This is a genomic window from Limnohabitans sp., from assembly GCF_036804465.1.
Classification (GTDB): domain Bacteria; phylum Pseudomonadota; class Gammaproteobacteria; order Burkholderiales; family Burkholderiaceae_C; genus Limnohabitans.
In genome coordinates, this window is the sequence record NZ_DAIRSK010000010.1 from 72,942 (window position 1) to 92,820 (window position 19,879).

Genomic DNA, 19,879 nt, shown 5'->3' on the forward strand with positions numbered 1-19,879 from the left:
CATGAAGGAGCAAAGATGGACTTGATTTTGTGGCGTCATGCCGAAGCCGAAGTCGCGCCCGAAGGCGGTGATGATTTGTCTCGTCCTCTCACCAAAAAAGGTGAGAAGCAGGCAGCCAAGATGGCCTCTTGGCTAGACCGGAACTTGCCCGAGGGCACGCGTGTGTTGGTCAGCCCATCGGTTCGCACACAACAAACCGTGGCACCTTTGGATCGCAAATTCAAGTTGCGCGATGAGTTGGTGCCAGAGACATCGGTGGCCGATGTGCTGGCGTTGCTGAAATGGCACCCTGAGACAGGACCTCAATTGAAGGGCTCTGTTTTGTTGGTTGGACATCAGCCTTATTTGGGGCAACTGGTGGCGCAGTTGCTGGAGATGAAAGAAGAAACGTGCCCCGTTCGCAAGGGCGGCGTGTGGTGGCTGCGGTCCCGCTTTCGCGACGGTCAGCTACAAACCGTGTTGCTGACTGTCGCTTGTCCAGAGCTTATTTCGAACCCTTGGGACGACCGGTCTTGATGGTCGGCACGTTGCTCAAAGCTGCTTTGAACTGAATATCGCTCATGGCGGCCAAGGCTTTCACGCCCGCGCGCAGCAATTCGCTTTTCTTCACCGCTTGACCAAGCTTGCCAGCGCGAGTTTTCAGGCTTTCGATGACAACGTATTCGTCTTTAGGAATGGTGAAGCTGTCGCGCACCAACTTAGGTTTTTTCAGCTTGGCAGGCTTGACTGTTTGAACAGCCTTGGTGACAGCTGATGGCGCGGGTGCTTTTTTAGCAGCAGTTTTTGTTGCCACTTTGGTAGGTGCTGCGGCACTGGATTTTTTGGCGACAGGTTTTTTAGCGGCGGCTTGTTTAACAGCTGTTTTTTTAACCGCTGGTTTTTTGGCTGCAGCTGCTTTCGCTGCAGGCTTTTTAGCCGTGGAAGCTTTGGTGCTAGGTGCGTTGACAGCAGCTTGGACGAGTTCTTTTTGAGCAGAGGTATTCACTGGTGCGTTCCTTAGGAATTAATGGAGTAAACAGTTTATATCGTTTATTTAAAAAAGCCTAGTGAAATTTGAGTCATTGATTTGTCACAAACTCAAACAGCCAAGGCGCCTTTTGCCAAGAAGTCATCTCTAACTTAAGCAAATGCGTAGATTGGGGGTAGTCCAACACCCACGAATCGGGGGCGGTGAGCGTAATACGTTGTTTGACTTCATCGCATGTCAAGTGAAGCGATTGGTGGTCTGGGTCTTTGCGTGCATGGCACAAGATCAGGCTCAACCGCAGAGCCATCAACATCTTGGCGAATTCGTTTTCTTCTAATTCGCTTTCAAGTTTTTTGAGCTTGCCGCGTTGCCCCAAAACCAACAAGCCCAATCGGTGCAGCTCGAACATGCTGAAACCCACCAAATCGGCATTGTCCAAGATGTAGGCACCGTGCTTGTGGTAGTCGCTGTGCGAAATCGCCACACCCACCTCATGCAGTTGCGCCGCCCAGTTTAGTTTTCGGCGCAGACGGTCAATTTGAGGGGTCTCGATGGGGTTGACTGCATACATGTCGTGCAGCAAATGTTGGGCGACTTGGTTGACACGTTGACCTTGTTGTGCGTCGACCGCAAATTTGAGGGCCAACCGTTGTACCGACAAGTCTCGCATGTCGGTGTCATGGTCCTCGCGCTCCACCATTTCGTAGAGCACACCATGGCGCAGGGCGCCTTGAGCCATATACAAGTTGTTGACCTGCAAAATGGTCATCAATGCGCGCAAGATGCTGACACCGCCGCCAATCACGGCGCGTCTGTCATCCCTCAAGCCTTCAAGTTGGACTTTGCCGGCATTGCCAGCGCGGACCAAACATTTGACCAACCAGTCCAAGCCCTCGAGAGTGATTTCACCCTGAGGAAATCCTGCCAGCTCTAAAATCTCGGCCACGGCGCCTACCGTGCCAGACGCGCCATAGGCTTTGTTCCATTGGCTGGGTGGGTATGCGGAAATGGCCTCTTCCAATACCGCTTGCGCGGCGATGTCAGCTCGGTAAAAGGTTTGCTCGGTGAACACGCCGTCTGGAAAATATTTCATCGACCACGTCACACTGCCAACGCGAAATGAAGCGGTTTCAGAGGCATTCAGACCCTGGCCAAGCACCAACTCGGTGGACCGACCACCAATGTCAATCACCAAGCGGCGTTCGTTGCTCGTGGGCAATAGATGAGCTACCCCTTGGTAGATAAGGCGAGCTTCTTCGGTGCCTGCGATCACCTCAATCGGAAAGCCCAAAATTTCGCAACCGCGCTTTAAAAATTCTTCTCTATTTTTGGCTTCACGCAAGGTCTGCGTGGCCACGGCACGGACCTGGTTTTTTTTGAAGCCTGACAGGCGCTCTGCAAACCTTGCCAAACATTCCCAACCTCGCTCCATGGCGTCAGCGGTTAGGTTGCGTTCGGCATCTAGGCCGTTGCCTTGGCGCACAGTTTCTTTTAAATAAGCGACGCGTTGAATTTGTCCATGGTCGTAGCGACCAATTTCGAGACGAAAGCTGTTAGAGCCTAAGTCAATAGCTGCTAGGAGAGTGCCGTTTTTCATGAAAACAATATTACCGTTTATTCATGACAGATATATGTCATGCTGCTGTCATCTTTTTGCGGATGAGCCTCTCACAGCGGAATCAGTTTGACGGCTAACCCAAGCAATGCACACAGTCCGATGACTTCGATCACCTTGCGCTCAAATTTGAAAAGCGCCACGGCAGCGAACACGGCGATGATCGCAGAGCGGATATCCAAGGGACCATCAAAACCTTGGGGCCACAACAGGTGATAGCCAAAGAACAAGGCAAGGTTCACGATCACACCCACCACAGCGGCGGTGATGGCAGTCAGCGGTGCGGTGAACTTGAGGTTGCGGTGCGTGCTCTCGACCAACGGGCCGCCTGCCAAGATGAAGATGAAGGAGGGCAAGAACGTGAACCACGTCACCAAACATGCAGCCAATGCACCTGCGACAAACAAACTCTCGGGCCCTAGCAAGGCTTTGACGTAGCCACCGATGAAGGCCACAAACGCCACCACCATGATAAGCGGGCCGGGTGTGGTCTCGCCTAGCGCCAAGCCGTCCATCATTTGCGTCGGCGTGACCCAACCAAACTGGCTGACCGCGCCTTGGTACACATAAGGCAACACGGCATACGCGCCTCCAAAAGTGAGCAAGGCCGCTTTGGTAAAGAACCATCCCATTTGTGTGAAGCTGTGCTCCCAGCCAAACACGGCACACAGCACACCCATGGGCACCGCCCACAACACAGCACCCGCCAACAGCACTTGTGCCAAACCAGCCAAGCTGAAATGCGCATGTGGCGGTGGTGGTGTGTGGTCGTCAATCATGGCAGGCCCATGCGTCGCATGAGACGCGCCATGACCACCGCCTGTTTCAAACGTGTGTGGCGATACCCGGCCACCCACATAACCCACCGCAGCGGCTAGCCCGACGATGAGCGGGAAGGGCACATCGAGAGCAAAGATGGCCACAAACGATGCTGCGGCAATTGCCCACAAGGTGTTGTTCTTCAATGCACGCGAGCCGATGCGATACGCCGCCTGCACCACGATGGCGGTGACAGCGGGCTTGATGCCAAAAAAAATGCCAGCAACCCAAGGCACATCACCCCAAGCGATGTACATCCAAGACAGGCCGATGAGGATGAACAGGGATGGCAACACAAACAAAGCACCCGCCACCACGCCGCCCCATCTCTTGTGCAAGAGCCAGCCAATGTAGGTCACCAGTTGTTGCGCTTCTGGTCCAGGCAACACCATGCAGTAGTTCAGCGCGTGTAAAAAGCGACGTTCAGACAACCAGCGACGGCGCTGCACCAGTTCTTGATGCAGGATGGCAATTTGCCCCGCAGGCCCCCCAAAGCTGATGAAGCCGAGTTTGAGCCAAAACCAAAAGGCCTCGGCCATGCGAACGGTGGACGGAGCCGCGGGACCGCTGCCATCTTCTGGGCTAGGTGTGTGGTGCGATGTGTCAGTCATAGGGGCTTTGGTGTGTGGGCAGTCCGTGCTTCACGCATTTGACCTGAATCGTGTGGCATTTAAAAACTGTGCCAAGCGTGCCTCAACAGGGAGCGGCTCGCCATGCCACTGCGCTGCCAACAATTCAGCGCAGAGTAGCCCCAGAGTCAATCCGCGCGAGCCCATGGCTGTGTTCATGTACAAGCCCTCGGGCGTCTGGGGCACGCGGCCTGTCATGGGCAAGCGGTCGTGCACACCGCAGCGCACACCGGCCCAGCCTTGAACAAGCGGTGTGTCTGTGCCCACCGTGGCAAACAAGGGGGCAAGGGAGGCTGCCGTGTCTGGTTCTAAGGCCGCCAAGCGTTCTAGGTTTTCAGCATGGTCGCAGTCCAGCAAACGGGCGTCGCCGTGGAGACGGTCATACGTGGCACCTGTGAACCAAGCGGGGCCATCGGCCGATGAAATGTTGTGCACAAAGCTGCCGTTGCCATTCACGGGTGTCGCTGGCAGGCGTGCGTTTGCGGGCAGATCGGCCATCAAGCCCCAAGTGATTTGTCCGCGCAACGGCTGGATGCGTGGCGCGCTGCCGTCGGGTGTGGCGGTGGCGATCAATGCCGCTGAGCCAGGGCCAGCGGCCAGCACCACGCGCGCAGATTCGGCTAAGACGGTCTGGCCTTGCAGCACTTGCCACTTTGAGCGGCTTGGCTTGAGTGCATCAACTTGTGCGTTGCCTTGCCACTGTATGTTGGGATGGTCTAGCAGCGCACGCACCAATGACGCGGGTCGCAGCCACGCACCGCGTGGATGCCAATAGGCGTCCTCGGGCGCGGGCGCAGGGGCTTTGTGCGTCCAGTCTTTGGCCGTGTGGGCATGTTCGTTGAGCCAGCTCAGCGGCACACCGCCGCGTCGCGTTTTGCCGGGTAAGCGACGCTCGCGCACGCCCGTGCAGCCCCAATCCACGCCTTCAGTGAGCAATGCGCGCATGGTTTGCTCCATGAGTCTCAAGCCGGCGCGTGAGAGGCGTGACACGCCGCTGTCATCGTGTGAGGTGTGCGGGGCCACCACCCCCACTGGCACGCCTGATGCACCTGCGGCTGGCGAAGCGGCTGCATCTAAAACAGTCACTTGCCAGCCGCGTTCGGCCAATGCACGCGCAGTGCCCGCGCCTGCAAGACCAGCGCCAATGATCGTGACGCTGTGCGCGTCGAGCGCCTCAAGCTCAGGCGGTATTTGGCAAGGGCCTGTTGCGTGTGCACGCAGCACTTCAGAAAATTCGGGCCAGTCTGCATGCGACCCCACGCATAGCGTGAGCGACAGCGGCAAGTGCGGCGCATTGCCATTCAGCGCAAAACGCAAACGGTGTATGCCCGGCAACAAGCCCCAGCATTGCGCAGCCAACTGTTGGGCATGAGCGAACAGTTCAGGGTGCGATGAGCCAAGGCTCAGCAGCTTGTCTGCTGGTAAGGGCTGGGCGGTGTGCGCCACCACATGCAGCTGCATAGGGCGATGTGCATCTGCCGCCCACGTGTGCCACAGACGAAGAAAAGCCAGCGCGTCAAAGCTGGCTTGGGTGTGGCACCAACTGCTGCAGCGCTGCCAACTTTGCGCGTATGGCGTCAGGGCCACACAGCTTATGGGCTTGGGGGGACGTAGCCTTGCACCGCATCAGCGCCGTCGCCAAAGAAGTGTTTTTCCATCTGGCGCTTCAAGTATTCACGGGCGCGCAGGTCGGCCAAGTTCAAGCGGTTTTCGTTCACCAACATGGTTTGTTGTTTGATCCAGTCGGCCCAAGCTTGCTTGCTCACGCTTTCCCAAATGCGCTTGCCCAATTCGCCTGGGTAGGGTGGCAAATCGAGGCCCTCTGCTTCGGTGCCGAGTTTGATGCATTGAACGGTGCGTGCCATGGGTGTGCTTTTCTGTGATGAAGGTAAAAAACGAAAGACAAGACTGTAGCAATGTTTAGATCACCTTAAAGTGGTGTGTCCCATCGCGGGCCAGTTGCTCGACCAAACCAAACTCCCAATCGAGGTAGCCCTGCATGGCTTGCACAGGGTTGTTGGTGCCCTCATAGGGGCGGCGGTAGCGGTCCACACGCGCGACAGCCATTTGGTGTTCGCCTGTTTGCAGCTTGCCACCCTTGGCCAGCCAAGCGGCGTTGCCGCCGTCGAGCCACACCACCTCTACGCCTTTTTTGACAGCGGCTTGCACATCGGCGCATGCAAAGCGTGACAGGCTGCCGTTTTGGCAGGTCAGCACATAACGGTGGCCTTTGTGGGCCGCTGCAAGCGACTCTTTGAGTTGACTGCGTAGCACCCACCAAGCACTGTGGATATGACCTTGCACAAATTGGGCACTGCTGCTGAAGTCAAGCACCACGGTGTGGCTGGTGCGGTCGGCCAACCAAGCCTTGACTTGAGCCACATTCACAGCGCTCACCTTGCCTTGCGCCTCGGGCAAGTGCACAGGGGGCTCGTCGGTTTGGTTGAAGTCTTCGGCCCGCAGGCCAGCCAACACATACACCTCCCAACCCATTTGGGCCAGCCACGAGGCGCTCATGTGGGCGCGTGTGCCATCGTTGTCGCACAACACGATGCGTGCGCCTCGGACCGCAGCTTGGTGGTCGGTCTCTTGCACCAATTGACCGCCAGGTGCGCTGCGAGAGCCAGCCACATGACCTGCTGCATATTCCTGAGGGGTGCGCACGTCAAAGAAATAAGTGGTGCGTGAATCGTCGGTCAGCCAAGTGTGGAGTTCGTCCAAGCGCACGCGCTTGACGCCTGCACGCATGGCCACAGCAAAAGCGCTGGCGGCGGCTTTGAGACGCATGGCGTCGTCTACTTCGGGGAAATGCTGGCTTGCCCCTTTGACCAATTCTTGGCCCGCCAGCGTCCACCCAATCGTGCCGTTGCGCAAGGCACTGACGGGGTTGGGAATGCCTGAGTTGATGAGGGACTGCGTCCCAATGATGCTGCGCGTGCGACCTGCGCAGTTGACGATGATGCGCGTCGTGGCATTGGGTGCCAGCGCCCGCGCACGCAACACCAACTCAGCCCCCGGCACGCTGATGCCGCTGGGAATGCTCATGGTTTGGTACTCATCAAAGCGGCGTGCGTCCATCACCACCACATTGGCTTTTGAGTCGATCAAGGCTTTGACTTCTTGTGCTGACAGAGACGGTGTGTGACGCTTGGCTTCCACCATTTCGCCAAACGATTTGCTGGGCACGTTGACATCGCGAAACACCTCACCGCCGGCATCTTGCCAACCCTGCAGGCCGCCGGCAAGCAGATGCACATGGGTGTAGCCCATGCGCTTCAAGGTGCGGGCTGCAGGCAGGGACAGGTCATCGCCATTCAAAGCCGTGCCGTACACCACGATGAAGGTGCTGAGCCGAGGGATGCGTGTCCATGCATCGGCTTCCATGCGGCCCAGCGGCAGGTTGGCTGCAAACAAAGGGTGGCATTGGGCGAAGGGGTCTTCTTCGCGTACGTCGAGGATGGCAATTTCTTGGCGTTTCAGCAGGGTTTCGCGCACTTGGGCAAACGACGAGAACGGGAACTCACCTGCGGTGAGGGGAAACTCACCCTCCGCTTCCAGCTTGGCATTGCTGTAGCCCGACACAAAGTCTTTCACCGTGCCGTCTTCATGAAACACATGGCGGCTGACTTTGCCAATGTTGGCGCCGTACACATGAATGCTGATCGAGGTTTGGTCGGCGTGTGCGTTCCACACGCGATGCACATCCCCAATCGTGGGCGACACAGCTTCAACATCGCCAATGGCTAGGCGGTCTTGCTCGCCGCTGGGCAGCCAATGGCCTTGGTCATTTTTGGCAAAGGGTTGGCACAGTTCTGCGCCGCGCAGCATGCCAATCAAGCCCCACACCGTGTGGTCGTGGATGGGCGTGGCTTGGCCTGGGCCCCAGACAAAGCTGACCACTGAGAAGCGATCATCGGGGTCGGCGTAGAGCAAGTATTGTTGGTAACGCTCGGGGTTGGACTGCGCGTATTCGTTGGGCAGCCAATCGTCTTGGGCGACCAAGTCAGCCAACAGGTTTTTGCCACTCGCCAAGATAGCGGCTTCGTCGGATGTGCTTGCCAGCAAGGCATCGAGTTGGCTCACGAACGTGTGAAGTCGTGGTGTATCAGCGAGCTGGGGTGTGCGAAGTGTCATGGCTTGTCTCTGGTTTTTTGGCATTTATGCCATGCCAACATTGTTTCACAGCGACAATGCAAACTTGCTATGTGGAGAGATTCGTGCTTGTAAAACTTTTGAATTCACCCCGTCGTGTTTGGGGCTTCATTTTGCTGGTCTGTGTGGGCCTGTTGTCGTTTGGCATGTATTTGCAACATGGGGTGGGTTTGGTGCCTTGCCCCATGTGCATTGTGCAGCGCTATGTCATGGTGTTGATGGCTTTGTTGGCTCTTTTGGGGGCGTGCTTGCCGGGTCGCACAACTTCTTTGGTGACGGGTAGCTGTTTGGTGCTGTTGGGCGGTAGCGGTGCGTATGTGGCGGCACGTCAAACTTGGCTGCAGTGGTACCCGCCTGAGGTGGTGTCGTGTGGCCGCGACTTCTACGGCATGATCGAAACGTTTCCGCTGCAACGTGCCATTCCAATGATTTTTAAAGGTGGTGGCGATTGCAGTCAGGTCGACTGGACCTTCTTGGGCGGCTCGATTGCCAACTGGTCTTTTGTCGCGTTTGTCGGCATGGGTGTGTTGGCCCTTGTGACCGTGCTTGGCATGCTGCGCATGCAGTCGATCGCCGCTCAGCTAGGCAGCGATGCCTGACGTGCATAGCCGTTCTCTATGAAACGGGGCTTGCGAGCCCCGTTTTTTTATAGTTTCTTCACCAACACCAAGCTTCTGCGGTCCCAGTTGTATTTGCGCTTGCGCGCTTCTGGCAACCAGTCAGGGTCGACTTGCACAAAGCCGCGTTTCAAGAACCAATGTTTGGCGCGTGTGGTGAGCACAAAAATACTGCTCAGTCCTTTGTTGCGAGCGCGGTGCTCGATGCGTTTGAGCACCTTCTCGCCATCGCCTTGGCCTTGCGATTGAGGTGACACGGTGAGCGCTGCCATCTCTGCGGTTTTGGCTTCGGGGTAGGGGTAGAGCGCGGCGCAGGCGAAGATCACACCGTCATGGTCGATGACGGTGTATTGCCCAATGTCGCGCTCAATTTCGTTGCGGTCACGTTTGACCAGCGAGCCATCATTTTCAAATGGCTCAATCAGCTGCAAGATGCCGCCCACGTCCTCGTGGGTGGCTTCACGAAGTTCTTCCAGCTTTTCGTCCACCACCATGGTGCCGATACCGTCGTGCATGTAGACCTCCAGCAACAGCGAGCCATCCACCGCAAACGGCAAGATATGACTGCGCTCCACGCCGGTCTCGCAAGCCTTGACGCAATGCTGCAAGTAAAACGCAATGTCTGATGGGTTGCTGGTGTGGGGCAAAGTGGCCAGTAGTTTTTTGGCTGCGTCCAGAGGCAATTCGGTGTCCACGGGGTTGTCTTCGCTGGCAGGCTCGGAGGGGTTGATGCGAATACCCGGCGTCTCGGTGACAAAAATCAGCTTGTCAGCCTGTAGCGCGGTAGCCACTGAGGTGGCCACTTCTTCCATGGTTAAGTTGAACGCTTCACCGGTGGGCGAAAAGCCAAAGGGCGAGAGCAACACCATCGAGCCCGCACTGAGCGTTTGGGTGATGCCGGCCACGTCCACCTTACGCACCAAGCCAGAGTGTTGAAAGTCCACCCCGTCCAAGATACCCACAGGGCGAGCGGTAATAAAGTTGCCAGAAATCACGCGCACCGTGGCGCCGGCCATGGGCGTATTGGGCAAGGCTTGGCTGAAGGCGGCCTCGATTTCATAGCGCAATTGACCTGCAGCTTCTTGTGCACAGTCGAGGGCCACGCCGTCGGTGATGCGCATGCCGTGTGAATAGTGCGGCACATGGCCTTTGGCCAGCAATTGCTCGTTGACCTGTGGGCGAAAACCATGCACCAACACAATGCGCACACCCATGCTTTGGATGAGCGCCAAGTCTTGCGCTAAGTTAGGCAGCTTGCCTGCGGCAATGGCCTCGCCCGCGATGCCAACCACAAAAGTCTTGCCGCGATGCATGTGAATGTAGGGCGCGACCGAACGAAACCAAGGCACAAAGGTGAAGTCAAAAACAGCGGACATGTGTGGGGGGGGATGGCGGGTAAGTGTGTTGGCGACCTGCGGCGGGCCGGACGGAGATAATTGCGGATTGTCACCCAAGTTAGTGCCTGTTTTGTCTACGCCCGTTCCCTTCCAGATTGAATTTCCAGAATCGTTGCCCGTCTCGGCCAGACGCGAGGAAATCATGGCTGCCATGCAGGCGCATCAGGTCATCATCGTGTGCGGCGAAACGGGCTCGGGCAAAACCACGCAGCTGCCCAAAATGGCGCTGGCCCTTGGTCGTGGTCAGCGACCAAGCGCCGATGATGTGCGCGGATCAGGGAAATCGGGGTCCGATCCCAAATTGCCGCGTAAGCAGATCATTGGCCATACCCAACCACGCCGCATTGCCGCCAGCTCGGTAGCCAAGCGCATTGCCGAAGAGCTCAAAACGCCATTGGGTGACGTGGTGGGCTTCAAGGTGCGCTTCTCTGACCGCTTGGGCAAAGACGCTTGCGTCAAGCTGATGACCGACGGCATCTTGCTGGCCGAGACACAAAACGACCCGCTGCTCAAAGCCTACGACACCATCATCATCGACGAGGCCCACGAGCGCAGCCTGAACATCGACTTTTTGCTGGGCTACTTGCGCGAAATCTTGCCGCGCAGGCCTGATCTAAAAATCATCGTCACCTCGGCCACGATTGATGCCGACCGATTTGCGAGGCACTTTGCGTCAATGAGACCGGCGCAGGGCCACCCCAAGGCGGGCTCAGCCCCCTCGGGGGGCAGCGACCTACACGAAGTGGGGGAGCGTGGGGGCATGGTGTTATGTCCTGCGCCTGTACTGATGGTGTCGGGCCGAACCTTCCCCGTGGAGATGCGCTACCGCCCGTTTGAAGAAAAGCGTGACTACGACCTCAACAACGCCATTGCCGACGCTGTCGATGAGTTGTGGAGCAACCCATCTCAGCAGGGAGATATTTTGGTGTTCTTGCCCGGCGAGCGCGAAATTCGCGAAGCGGCCGACCACCTGCGCGTGCACCTGAGCCACTCGCCCGTGATGCGCAGTGCCGAGGTGCTGCCTTTGTTTGCGCGGCTATCAGTTGCAGAGCAAGACCGTGTGTTTGACACCCGTGGCGGCCGTCGCATCGTGCTGGCCACCAACGTGGCAGAAACTTCGCTCACCGTGCCGGGCATTCGCTATGTGATTGACGCGGGTAACGCCCGTGTCAAGCGCTACAGCTGGCGCAGCAAGGTCGAGCAGCTGATGGTCGAGCCCATCAGTCAAGCGGCGGCCAACCAACGCGCTGGCCGCTGTGGCCGTGTGGCCAACGGCATTTGCATTCGCTTGTACGACGAGGTGGATTTCAACGGCCGAACCGCATACACCGACCCTGAAATTTTGCGTTCATCTTTGGCTGGTGTGATTCTGCGCATGAAGTCTTTGCACTTGGGCAACGTGGAGCAGTTTCCGTTTCTCGAAGCGCCACGCCCCAAAGCCATTGCGGACGGCTACCAACTGCTGAGCGAACTGGGCGCCGTGGATGACGACAACGAACTCACGCCGATGGGGCGCGAGCTGTCACGCCTGCCCCTTGACCCCCGCGTGGGCCGCATGATTTTGGAAGCGCGTGAGCGCAAGGCCTTGGATGAAGTGTTGATCATTGCCGCAGCGCTGAGTGTGCAAGATGTGCGCGACCGTCCGATGGAGGCTCAAGCCCCGGCTGACCAAGCACATGCCAAGTTTGACGACGACCGCAGCGAATTCAGCGGTTACCTCAACCTGTGGAAGTGGCTCGAAAACGCACGCGGTGGCAACCATAACGAACACAAGCTGAGCAACCGTCAATACGAAAACTTGTTGCGGCAAAACTTCATCAATGTGCGTCGCGTGCGCGAATGGCGCGACACGCACACCCAACTGCTGACGGTGGTGAACGAACACAAATGGCGCATCAACACCTTGCCCGCCAGCTACGAGCAATTGCATCTGTCAATGTTGGCGGGCTTGTTGGGCAACGTGGGCTGCAAGCTCGACGACGACGAGGCGTATTTGGGCGCACGGGGCATCAAGTTTTACCGCCACCCGGGCGCGCACTTGCGCAAAAAGCCGGGCCGCTGGATTGTGGTGGCCGAGTTGGTGGAAACCACGCGCTTGTTTGGCCGAGGCATTGCCGCGATGGAGCCGCAGTGGCTAGAACAGGTGGGTGGCCACCTGCTGAAAAAACAATTGCTCGATCCGCATTGGGAAAAGAAAGCTGGCGAGGTCAAAGCCCTAGAGCGTGCCACGCTGTATGGCCTGGTGGTTTACAACGGTAGACGCGTGAGTTTCAGCTTGGCGGACCCAGTCGGCGCGCGCGAAATTTTCATTCGCGAAGCATTGGTAGCGGGCGAGTTGGATACCAAGCTGCCATTCCTTGCCGCCAACCAAAAGCTCATGACGCAAGTAGAAGAGCTGGAACACAAGTCGCGCCGCCAAGACGTGTTGGTGGACGATGCGCTCATCTACGCGTTTTACGACCAGCAGTTGCCCGCCGATGTGTGCAGCTTGGTCACGCTGGAGCACTGGTACCGCGAAGAAGTCAAACGCCAACCTCAGCTGCTTTTGTTGAGCCGCGAAGAGCTGATGCGCCACCAAGCCGCAGGCATCACCACGCAAGCGTTTCCCAAAACATTGCGCCTAGGCGGTGTGGACTGTGCGGCCGACTATTTGCACGAACCTGGTGATGCCAAAGACGGCCTGACCGTGACCGTGCCTTTGTTTGTGTTGAACCAGGTGAGCGAAGAGCGTGCGGAGTGGTTGGTGCCCGGCATGCTGAACCAAAAAATTCATGCCTTGCTCAAAACCTTGCACCAGCGACCCCGCTCGCGACTCGTGCCTTTGCCAGAGAGTGCAGCCCGCTTGACCGAGGCTTTGTCGGCTGACACGCTGTTTGGTGCTGGCCCTTTGGTGGATGCCTTGCTCAAGCGGGTGCGCGACGCCACGCAAGTGGATGTCAAGCGTGCGGACTTGAAGGTGGACATGTTGCCGCCGCATTTATTCATGAACTTTCGTGTGGTGGATGAGCATGGGCGGCAACTTGGGACAGGGCGCAACCTTGGGGCTTTGAAAGCCGAGTTGGGGAGTCAGGCGCGGGGGGCGTTTCAGGCTTTGGCTGCACTTAAAGGTGTAGGCACTCTTTCTGGCGCTGGTCTTGGCGTTGACCGTGCTGCGGTGTTGGCTGATGGGGAGCAGCGGGTTCCTCATGCGTATCAGAAATCGTCACCCGCTGCTCCCCATCAGCCAACACCTTCTGGTCGAGGTGCGTCTGTCTCTAGCGCTGTCGCTTCTTCGCCTGCGGAGCAACGCTACACCAGCTGGACCTTTGGCGAACTGCCTGAGCTGATGGAAATCACCAGAGGCAAGCAAACTTTGATTGGTTTTCCAGCGTTGGTCGATGTGGGCGACGCCGTGTGCATTGAAGTGTTTGACGAGCCCGAGTTGGCTGCGACCAAACACCGCGCGGGCTTGCGCCGCTTGTTTGCCATGCAAATCAAAGACGCGCTCAAGTACCTTGAAAAGAACTTGCCTGACCTGCAAAAAATGTCGGTGGCGTACATGATGGTTGGCAAGTCGCCCGATGGTTCGGGCGGCGGCACGGCCGAAGAACTCAAGCAGCAAATTTTGGATGTGGCCCTAGACCGCGCTTTCTTGCTTGACCCACTCCCAACCAGCGAGGCCGATTTCAAACGCCGCCTTGAAGAAGGCCGTGGCCGACTGACACTGATTGCCAACGAAATCGCCCGCTTGGCCAGCACCGTGTTGACCGAGTTTGCCGCGGCCAGCCGCAAAGTCAAAGACACCAAAATCAGCCCCGACAGCGTGGCCGACGCTGCGCAACAGCTGCAACGCTTGGTGGGCAAACGCTTCATTGCCGACACGCCCTACACACAGCTGCAGCACTTTGCGCGCTACCTCAAAGCCGTGGTGCTGCGCCTTGACAAACTGCGGGCCGATGCGGCGCGTGATGCTGCCAAACTGGCCGAGCTAAAACCGCTGGACCAAAAGTATTGGCGTCTGGTGGCCGAACGCAAAGGCGTGACCGATGCGCGCATGCAAGAGTTCAGGTGGCTACTGGAAGAGCTGCGCGTGAGCTTCTTTGCGCAAGAGCTGCGCACACCACAGCCGGTGAGTGTGAAGCGGCTTGATAAGGCTTGGCAGCAGTTGAGTTATTAGCGTCGGATCAGGGTAAACGTGGAAAGTTTTTTTCTTTAATGGTCTAAAATGAAAGCGCTTTCATTTTAAGGTTATATGAAAAAAATATTGTTTTCCATTGTTGCCATGTTGATTGTTTTCAGTGCAAACGCTGATAAAAAAACCTTAACGGTTGCTGCTTACCCAGCGGTAGATGAAATCGTCAAAGCGGCATTAGTGGAATGGAAAAAGGGTCATCCTGGTGTTGACGTCAAAGTGGTTGGGCGTGAGTATGCTGACCATCACACGGCCATGACCACGGCATTGGCGACTGCGACAGGATTGCCTGATGTGATGACGATTGAATATGGCTACCTGGGACGATTCGCACAAAGTGGCGCCTTGGAAGATTTGAGCAAACCACCCTATCGCGCCATAGATGCGGTTAAAAAAGTAGTGCCTTTTGCAATGGCGCAGGGATATACAGACAGCCAAGGTCAGACTGCAATTCCAACGGATATCGGACCTGGCGTCATGTTTTTTAGACACGATCTCGCTCAAAAAGCGAAGGTCAAAGATACCGACTTGACCGAGTCATGGGACAGCTTTATTGAAAGTGGCAAAAAGATCAAGTCTGCAACAGGTGCTTATTTGGTGGCGCACGCTAGGGATGTCAAAGACATCGTGATTCGCACAGGCATTCCTGTGGATGAAGGTGTGTACTTTGATGCGAAGGGGCAGTCGGTGGTCGGAACATCTCTGCGCTTCAAAAAAGGTTTTGAATTGGCTAAAAAAATCAGGGCCGAGGGCTTGGATGCCAAGGTGAATGCTTGGTCTGGCGAATGGGGTGAGTCACTGAAGCGAGGCACCGTGTCTGTGCAAATGATGGGCGCATGGTTGGGTGGCCATTTGGCCAACTGGTTAGCACCCAATACGTCGGGTCTCTGGCGTTCTACGGTATTGCCCGAGCGGGCGGCCACCTCATGGGGCGGAACTTTTTATGCAATTCCAAAGAATGCGCAAAACAAAGAGTTGGCTTGGGACTTGATTTCATACCTCACGCTCAATCGTCAGCAACAGCAGCTGGCTTTTGAGAAATTTAACGCATTTCCTGCATTACTTGAAGCGCAATCAGGCGCATTTTTCGAGCAGCCGGTCGCGTTTTTAGGTGGGCAAAAAGCCCGTGTGGAATGGCGCAGCACTGCGTCGCAAATCAAGCCAACGCGCGTTTTCAAAAACGACACGATTGCAGAAGAGATTGTCAATGCTGAGTTGGACTTGGTCTTGACCAAAGGCAAGTCTGTGGAACAAGCGATCAAAGATGCAGACAGCCAAATTCAACGACGTGCGAGGCGCTGATGAAGCCCATCGTTAAACCTGCTGTTGCACCTTATGTGTTGATTAGCCCATTCATTTTTTTGTTTTTGGTATTTGGGTTGTTCCCGATTTTGTTTTCGTTTGTGCTGATGTTCCACAGTTGGGATCCGGTCAAAGGATTGGCATCCATGGAGTTTGTGGGGCTTGAGAATTTGTCTTTTGCTTTTGAGGATCCATTGGTTTGGACCTCGTTGGGTAACACCCTTTGGCTCGCGGTTGTCTCAGGTTTGCCGCAGCACCTTGTAGCGATTCCGTTGGCTTATCTGATCAATGAAAAGCTAGGTCGATGGCGCAACGCGGTGATGGGGGCGTATTTTTTACCCTACATCACCTCGACCGTGGCGATTGCCATGATGTTCAGCACGCTGTTTTCCACGGATTACGGCATGGTGAATGCCATGCTGACATCACTGGCTAAGTCGCAGGTGTTTGAACCTTTCTTACCTAGCACGAATGTGGATTGGCTGGGCGATCCGCGCACCATCAAGCCTATCGTTGCGTTTGTGGTGTTTTGGCGCTATCTGGGTTTCAACGTGATCTTGTATGTGGCTGCGATGCAAGCTATTTCACTAGATCAATACGAGGCCGCACGTATGGATGGTGCGAAGAGCTTTCAGCAGTTTTGGTACATCACCTTGCCACAACTCAAGCCCATCATGTTTTTTGGGGTCACGCTCACCATCATTGGTGGACTGCAGTTATTTGAGGAGCCTTTCATCTTGACAGGAGGTAAGGGCGGCATGGAGTACGCAGGCATGACGACCGCGATGTACATGTATAGAACAGCATTTGATTACAACGACTATGGGCTCGCGAGCGCTATTTCTTGGATGTTGTTCATCATTATTCTTGCCATGACCATTTTGACCGGCAGAGCATTCAAGAGCAAAGAGGGGCAGTCATGAGTGCTGCGCAACAAAGCGAAGGCAGCACATTAGGCTGGGGCGGTTGGCTGGCGCTCTTGCTGGGTGCCGCACTCATGCTCGGACCGTTTTATTTCATGTTTGTCTTTGCCACGCTGCCAAGAAGCGAGATTTTCAGCGTACCGCCGCCGCTGTTTTTTGGCGACCATTTCTTCATGAATATGGAAATCTTGATGAAGAAGATTCCTTTTTGGATCAATCTTGGTTGGTCGCTTTACGTGGGCATCATGAGCACGGGCTTGACTTTGCTTTTTTGTTCGATGGCGGGTTTCGCATTTGCGGTGTATGAGTTTCGTTTCAAAAATGCATTGTTTTCTTTGGTGATGGGCACGATGTTGGTACCTGCCTTTTTGGGCATGATCCCCACGTTTTTGATCATGGACGCACTCCACTGGATCGACCAACCCCGGGCGCTGTATCTGCCTGGGGCGGCGCCTGCAATGGGTATTTTTTTGATGCGTCAGTACATCTCTTCAGCCATTCCTAAAGAGTTGATCGAAGCTGCACGTATGGATGGCTGTGGCGAGTTGCGCATTTATTGGAGTGTGGTCGTTCCCTTGCTTGGCCCAGCCTTCGGCACGCTAGGTTTGATTGCGTTTATTTCCTCATGGAACAACTTCATTGGCCCGTTGGTGGTGATGCGCTCCCCTGAGATGTACACCTTCCCACTGGCATTGCGCAGCGTTCAAAGCCCTGTCGATACCGAGTGGGGGGCGTTGATGGCGGGATCTGCCATTGCTGTTATTCCGCTGCTCATCATCTTTATTTTTTCATCGCGCAGACTCATTGACGGCTTGACGTCTGGCGCGGTTCGCGGTTGAACTTTAGTCAATTAAAAATGTATAAAAACACCATTCATCATCATTATTTTCCAGCTGGATTTAAGTGGGGTGTTGCTACCTCATCGTTTCAAATTGAAGGTGCTCACCTTGCGGATGGCAAGGGCAAGTCGATTTGGGATACGTTTTGTGACGACCCCATAAACATTGCTGATCAATCAAACGGTGACCTGGCATGCGACCACTATCACCTGTGGCCACAAGATGTGGACATGATCGCTTCGTTGGGGGTGAACGCTTATCGGTTTTCAATTTCTTGGCCTCGCGTGCAACCGGATGGCGAGGGCGAATGGAACGAGGCTGGATTTAAGTTTTACGAAAACTTGATGACCGCACTCAAAAGCCGCGGTGTTGGTCTGCATATCACCCTCAATCACTGGGATTTGCCACAAGCCTTGCAAGACAAGGGCGGTTGGGCCAATCGTGAAATTTGCAAAAAATTTGTCCGCTACGCCGCAGAGGTCGCGAGGCGTTTTGAGCACATGGCAGATAGCATTTGCACGCACAACGAGCCTTGGGTGGTGGCCGTCTTGGGCCATGAGCACGGTATCTTTGCGCCAGGTATTAAATCGCGAGCGGTTGCGATGAAGGTCACACACCATTTGTTGCTTAGCCACGGAATGGCTTTGAAAGCATTGCGGGAAATTGGCATTCAAACGCCCTTGGGTATTGTGCTCAACCTATCGCCGATTTACCCTGCCAGTGCGGATCCTGCCGATATTGCAAAAGCACATCTGGATGACGGTCTGAATTTACGCTGGTACATGGACCCGTTGACGCGTGGGTTCTACCCCGAGGATGTCATCGCGCATTTAGGCAGCGACATGCCACACGTGCAAGAGGGCGATATGGCCATGATCCATCAACAGCTCGATTTCATAGGCGTGAATTACTACACAAGAAATTTTTCGTCAACTGGCAATCCATGGGATGTCAAAAGCACGGGCAACGAAGTCACAGACATGGGTTGGGAGGTTTATCCACATGGGTTGACGGAGCTGTTGTGTCGATTGCACAAAGATTACGACCTTCCAGACGTGATGATCACTGAGAACGGTGCTGCGTTCAAAGATGTGTTGATCGGTGGTGTGATTGATGATGCATCACGCGTGCAGTATTTTCATGACCACATCGCTGCAACCCACGCCGCTATTGTTCAAGGGGTCCCTGTGACTGGTTATTTCGCTTGGAGTCTGATGGATAACTTTGAATGGGCCAGTGGCTATGAAAAGCGATTTGGACTGATTTATGTGGACTACACCACGCAGAAGCGAACCTTAAAAAACAGCGCGCTTTGGTATCAAAACTTTTTAGGCGGCAACTAAATTGGCACAAATTGAACTGAAAAATATTTCCAAAATTTTTGGAGAAACGGTAGTCATTCCTCAGCTAGATTTACTGGTTCAGGACGGTGAGTTTATGGTGTTTGTGGGGCCATCGGGTTGCGGTAAATCCACGATGTTGCGCATGATCGCTGGGTTGGAGACGATGACATCGGGGGACATTTTGATTGGGGGTGACATCGTCAATCAAAAGAGCCCGTCTGACCGTGGTGTTGCGATGGTGTTTCAAAGCTATGCCTTGTACCCCCACATGACGGTGGAAGAAAACATGGGCTTTAGCTTGCGAATGGGAGGTCTTTCTAAAGCTGCTATTTCTGAGTTGGTATTGAGTACAGCTGAGAAATTGCGTCTGACTCCATTGCTCAAGCGCTACCCTAAGCAGTTGTCTGGTGGCCAACGCCAACGTGTTGCGATTGGTCGCGCCATCGTCAGACGTCCCAGGGTTTTCTTGTTTGACGAGCCTCTTTCAAATTTGGATGCTGCGCTGCGCGTTCAGATGCGCATTGAGCTGGCCAAGTTGCATGCAGATCTGAAGACGACCATGATTTACGTGACACACGATCAGACAGAAGCCATGACATTGGGCAGTCGCATTGCTGTGTTTAACCAAGGCCGCATTGAGCAAGTCGGCCGTCCCATGGAGCTATATGCTTCACCCGCCAATACGTTTGTGGCTCAATTTTTGGGGACGCCAAAAATCAATTTGCTGCCCTACACCTTGGATGCAGTCAACACAGACCTTCACATTGGTGAAGACGTGTTGCTGGCTAATGAGCACTTCGCTGCCATTAAGCACAAGTTGTTGCAAGGCTCAACGCTGGGTGTTCGTCCTGAGAACCTCACGATCGCAGATATGGGTTTGAAAGGGGTGATTGAGTTCATGGAGAACCTGGGCGACTCGACAGTTGTTTACGTACGCATGCCTAGCTTGCCAGAACTCCTCACCGTGAAGCTCACGCATAACGCCGTTTCCATGTCTATGGGGCAGACGATTTACTTATCTCCCAATTTCGAGAATTTATTGGTCTTTGATGCACAGGGTTGTCTGGTGAAGTGACCCTACCTAAATTGGAAAGAATTTAACGTG

General features: G+C 55.3%; 15 protein-coding genes and 1 pseudogene. 8 read left to right on the forward strand and 8 right to left on the reverse strand.

All coding sequences use genetic code 11. The annotated features are described in order from the left end of the window. The first annotated feature begins 15 nt into the window (after window positions 1-15). Window positions 16-516: a SixA phosphatase family protein gene (locus V7Q41_RS07080; RefSeq protein WP_333844729.1), complete on the forward strand. Its 501-nt coding sequence runs from the start codon at window positions 16-18 to the stop codon at window positions 514-516. On the opposite strand, the gene V7Q41_RS07085 is transcribed toward V7Q41_RS07080, so the two are convergent. The 7 genes and pseudogenes from V7Q41_RS07085 to V7Q41_RS07115 all read right to left on the reverse strand — a co-directional run. Beyond that, complete coding sequence (locus tag V7Q41_RS07085) at window positions 485-985, reverse strand: hypothetical protein (RefSeq protein ID WP_333844732.1); 501 nt, start codon at window positions 983-985, stop codon at window positions 485-487. The genes V7Q41_RS07080 and V7Q41_RS07085 overlap by 32 nt on opposite strands. A 73-nt stretch (window positions 986-1,058) precedes the next feature. Next, window positions 1,059-2,564, reverse strand: coding sequence for an exopolyphosphatase (ppx, locus tag V7Q41_RS07090; RefSeq protein WP_333844735.1), 1,506 nt, complete (start codon window positions 2,562-2,564; stop codon window positions 1,059-1,061). Window positions 2,565-2,635: 71 nt separating this feature from the next. Then, window positions 2,636-4,012 (reverse strand): chromate efflux transporter, encoded by a 1,377-nt coding sequence (gene chrA / locus V7Q41_RS07095; protein ID WP_442918816.1) that lies wholly within the window; start codon window positions 4,010-4,012, stop codon window positions 2,636-2,638. Between the two features lie 30 nt (window positions 4,013-4,042). After that, window positions 4,043-5,617 (reverse strand): FAD-dependent 5-carboxymethylaminomethyl-2-thiouridine(34) oxidoreductase MnmC, encoded by a 1,575-nt coding sequence (gene mnmC, locus V7Q41_RS07100; protein ID WP_333844738.1) that lies wholly within the window; start codon window positions 5,615-5,617, stop codon window positions 4,043-4,045. A 5-nt stretch (window positions 5,618-5,622) separates the two neighbouring features. Continuing rightward, the gene (locus tag V7Q41_RS07105) at window positions 5,623-5,895 is read right to left on the reverse strand and encodes an oxidative damage protection protein (RefSeq protein WP_333844740.1); all 273 of its coding nucleotides are present in this window, start codon (window positions 5,893-5,895) and stop codon (window positions 5,623-5,625) included. 55 nt (window positions 5,896-5,950) lie between these two features. Next, window positions 5,951-7,588 carry a rhodanese-like domain-containing protein gene (locus tag V7Q41_RS07110; protein ID WP_333844817.1) on the reverse strand — a complete coding sequence of 546 codons (1,638 nt, stop codon included), beginning with the start codon at window positions 7,586-7,588 and terminating at the stop codon, window positions 5,951-5,953. A 93-nt stretch (window positions 7,589-7,681) separates the two neighbouring features. After that, window positions 7,682-8,188 (reverse strand): annotated as a pseudogene (locus V7Q41_RS07115) (cysteine dioxygenase); the annotation flags it as partial. 32 nt (window positions 8,189-8,220) lie between these two features. Between V7Q41_RS07115 and V7Q41_RS07120 the strand changes: the two are divergent. Further along, complete coding sequence (locus V7Q41_RS07120; RefSeq protein WP_442918817.1) at window positions 8,221-8,781, forward strand: disulfide bond formation protein B; 561 nt, start codon at window positions 8,221-8,223, stop codon at window positions 8,779-8,781. A gap of 47 nt (window positions 8,782-8,828) precedes the next feature. On the opposite strand, the gene argA is transcribed toward V7Q41_RS07120, so the two are convergent. Next, on the reverse strand, window positions 8,829-10,175 hold the full coding sequence (gene argA / locus V7Q41_RS07125) for an amino-acid N-acetyltransferase (RefSeq protein ID WP_333844745.1): 1,347 nt from the start codon (window positions 10,173-10,175) through the stop codon (window positions 8,829-8,831). 163 nt (window positions 10,176-10,338) lie between these two features. Here argA and hrpA point away from each other — a divergent pair, with 163 nt between their 5' ends. From hrpA to V7Q41_RS07155, 6 genes are all read left to right on the forward strand, one after another. Then, the gene (hrpA, locus tag V7Q41_RS07130) at window positions 10,339-14,352 is read left to right on the forward strand and encodes an ATP-dependent RNA helicase HrpA (protein ID WP_442918819.1); all 4,014 of its coding nucleotides are present in this window, start codon (window positions 10,339-10,341) and stop codon (window positions 14,350-14,352) included. Between the two features lie 87 nt (window positions 14,353-14,439). Continuing rightward, the gene (locus tag V7Q41_RS07135) at window positions 14,440-15,669 is read left to right on the forward strand and encodes an ABC transporter substrate-binding protein (RefSeq protein ID WP_333844751.1); all 1,230 of its coding nucleotides are present in this window, start codon (window positions 14,440-14,442) and stop codon (window positions 15,667-15,669) included. Beyond that, entirely contained in the window at window positions 15,669-16,592 is a 924-nt protein-coding gene (locus V7Q41_RS07140) for a carbohydrate ABC transporter permease (RefSeq protein ID WP_333844754.1), read from the forward strand. The genes V7Q41_RS07135 and V7Q41_RS07140 overlap by 1 nt, the downstream gene beginning before the upstream one ends. After that, entirely contained in the window at window positions 16,589-17,431 is an 843-nt protein-coding gene (locus tag V7Q41_RS07145) for a carbohydrate ABC transporter permease (RefSeq protein WP_333844756.1), read from the forward strand. The genes V7Q41_RS07140 and V7Q41_RS07145 overlap by 4 nt, the downstream gene beginning before the upstream one ends. Before the next feature lie 17 nt (window positions 17,432-17,448). Next, window positions 17,449-18,774, forward strand: a complete 1,326-nt coding sequence (locus V7Q41_RS07150) for a GH1 family beta-glucosidase (protein ID WP_333844759.1) — start codon at window positions 17,449-17,451, stop codon at window positions 18,772-18,774. Window position 18,775: 1 nt separating this feature from the next. Further along, complete coding sequence (locus tag V7Q41_RS07155) at window positions 18,776-19,849, forward strand: ABC transporter ATP-binding protein (protein ID WP_333844763.1); 1,074 nt, start codon at window positions 18,776-18,778, stop codon at window positions 19,847-19,849. Window positions 19,850-19,879: the final 30 nt, after the last annotated feature.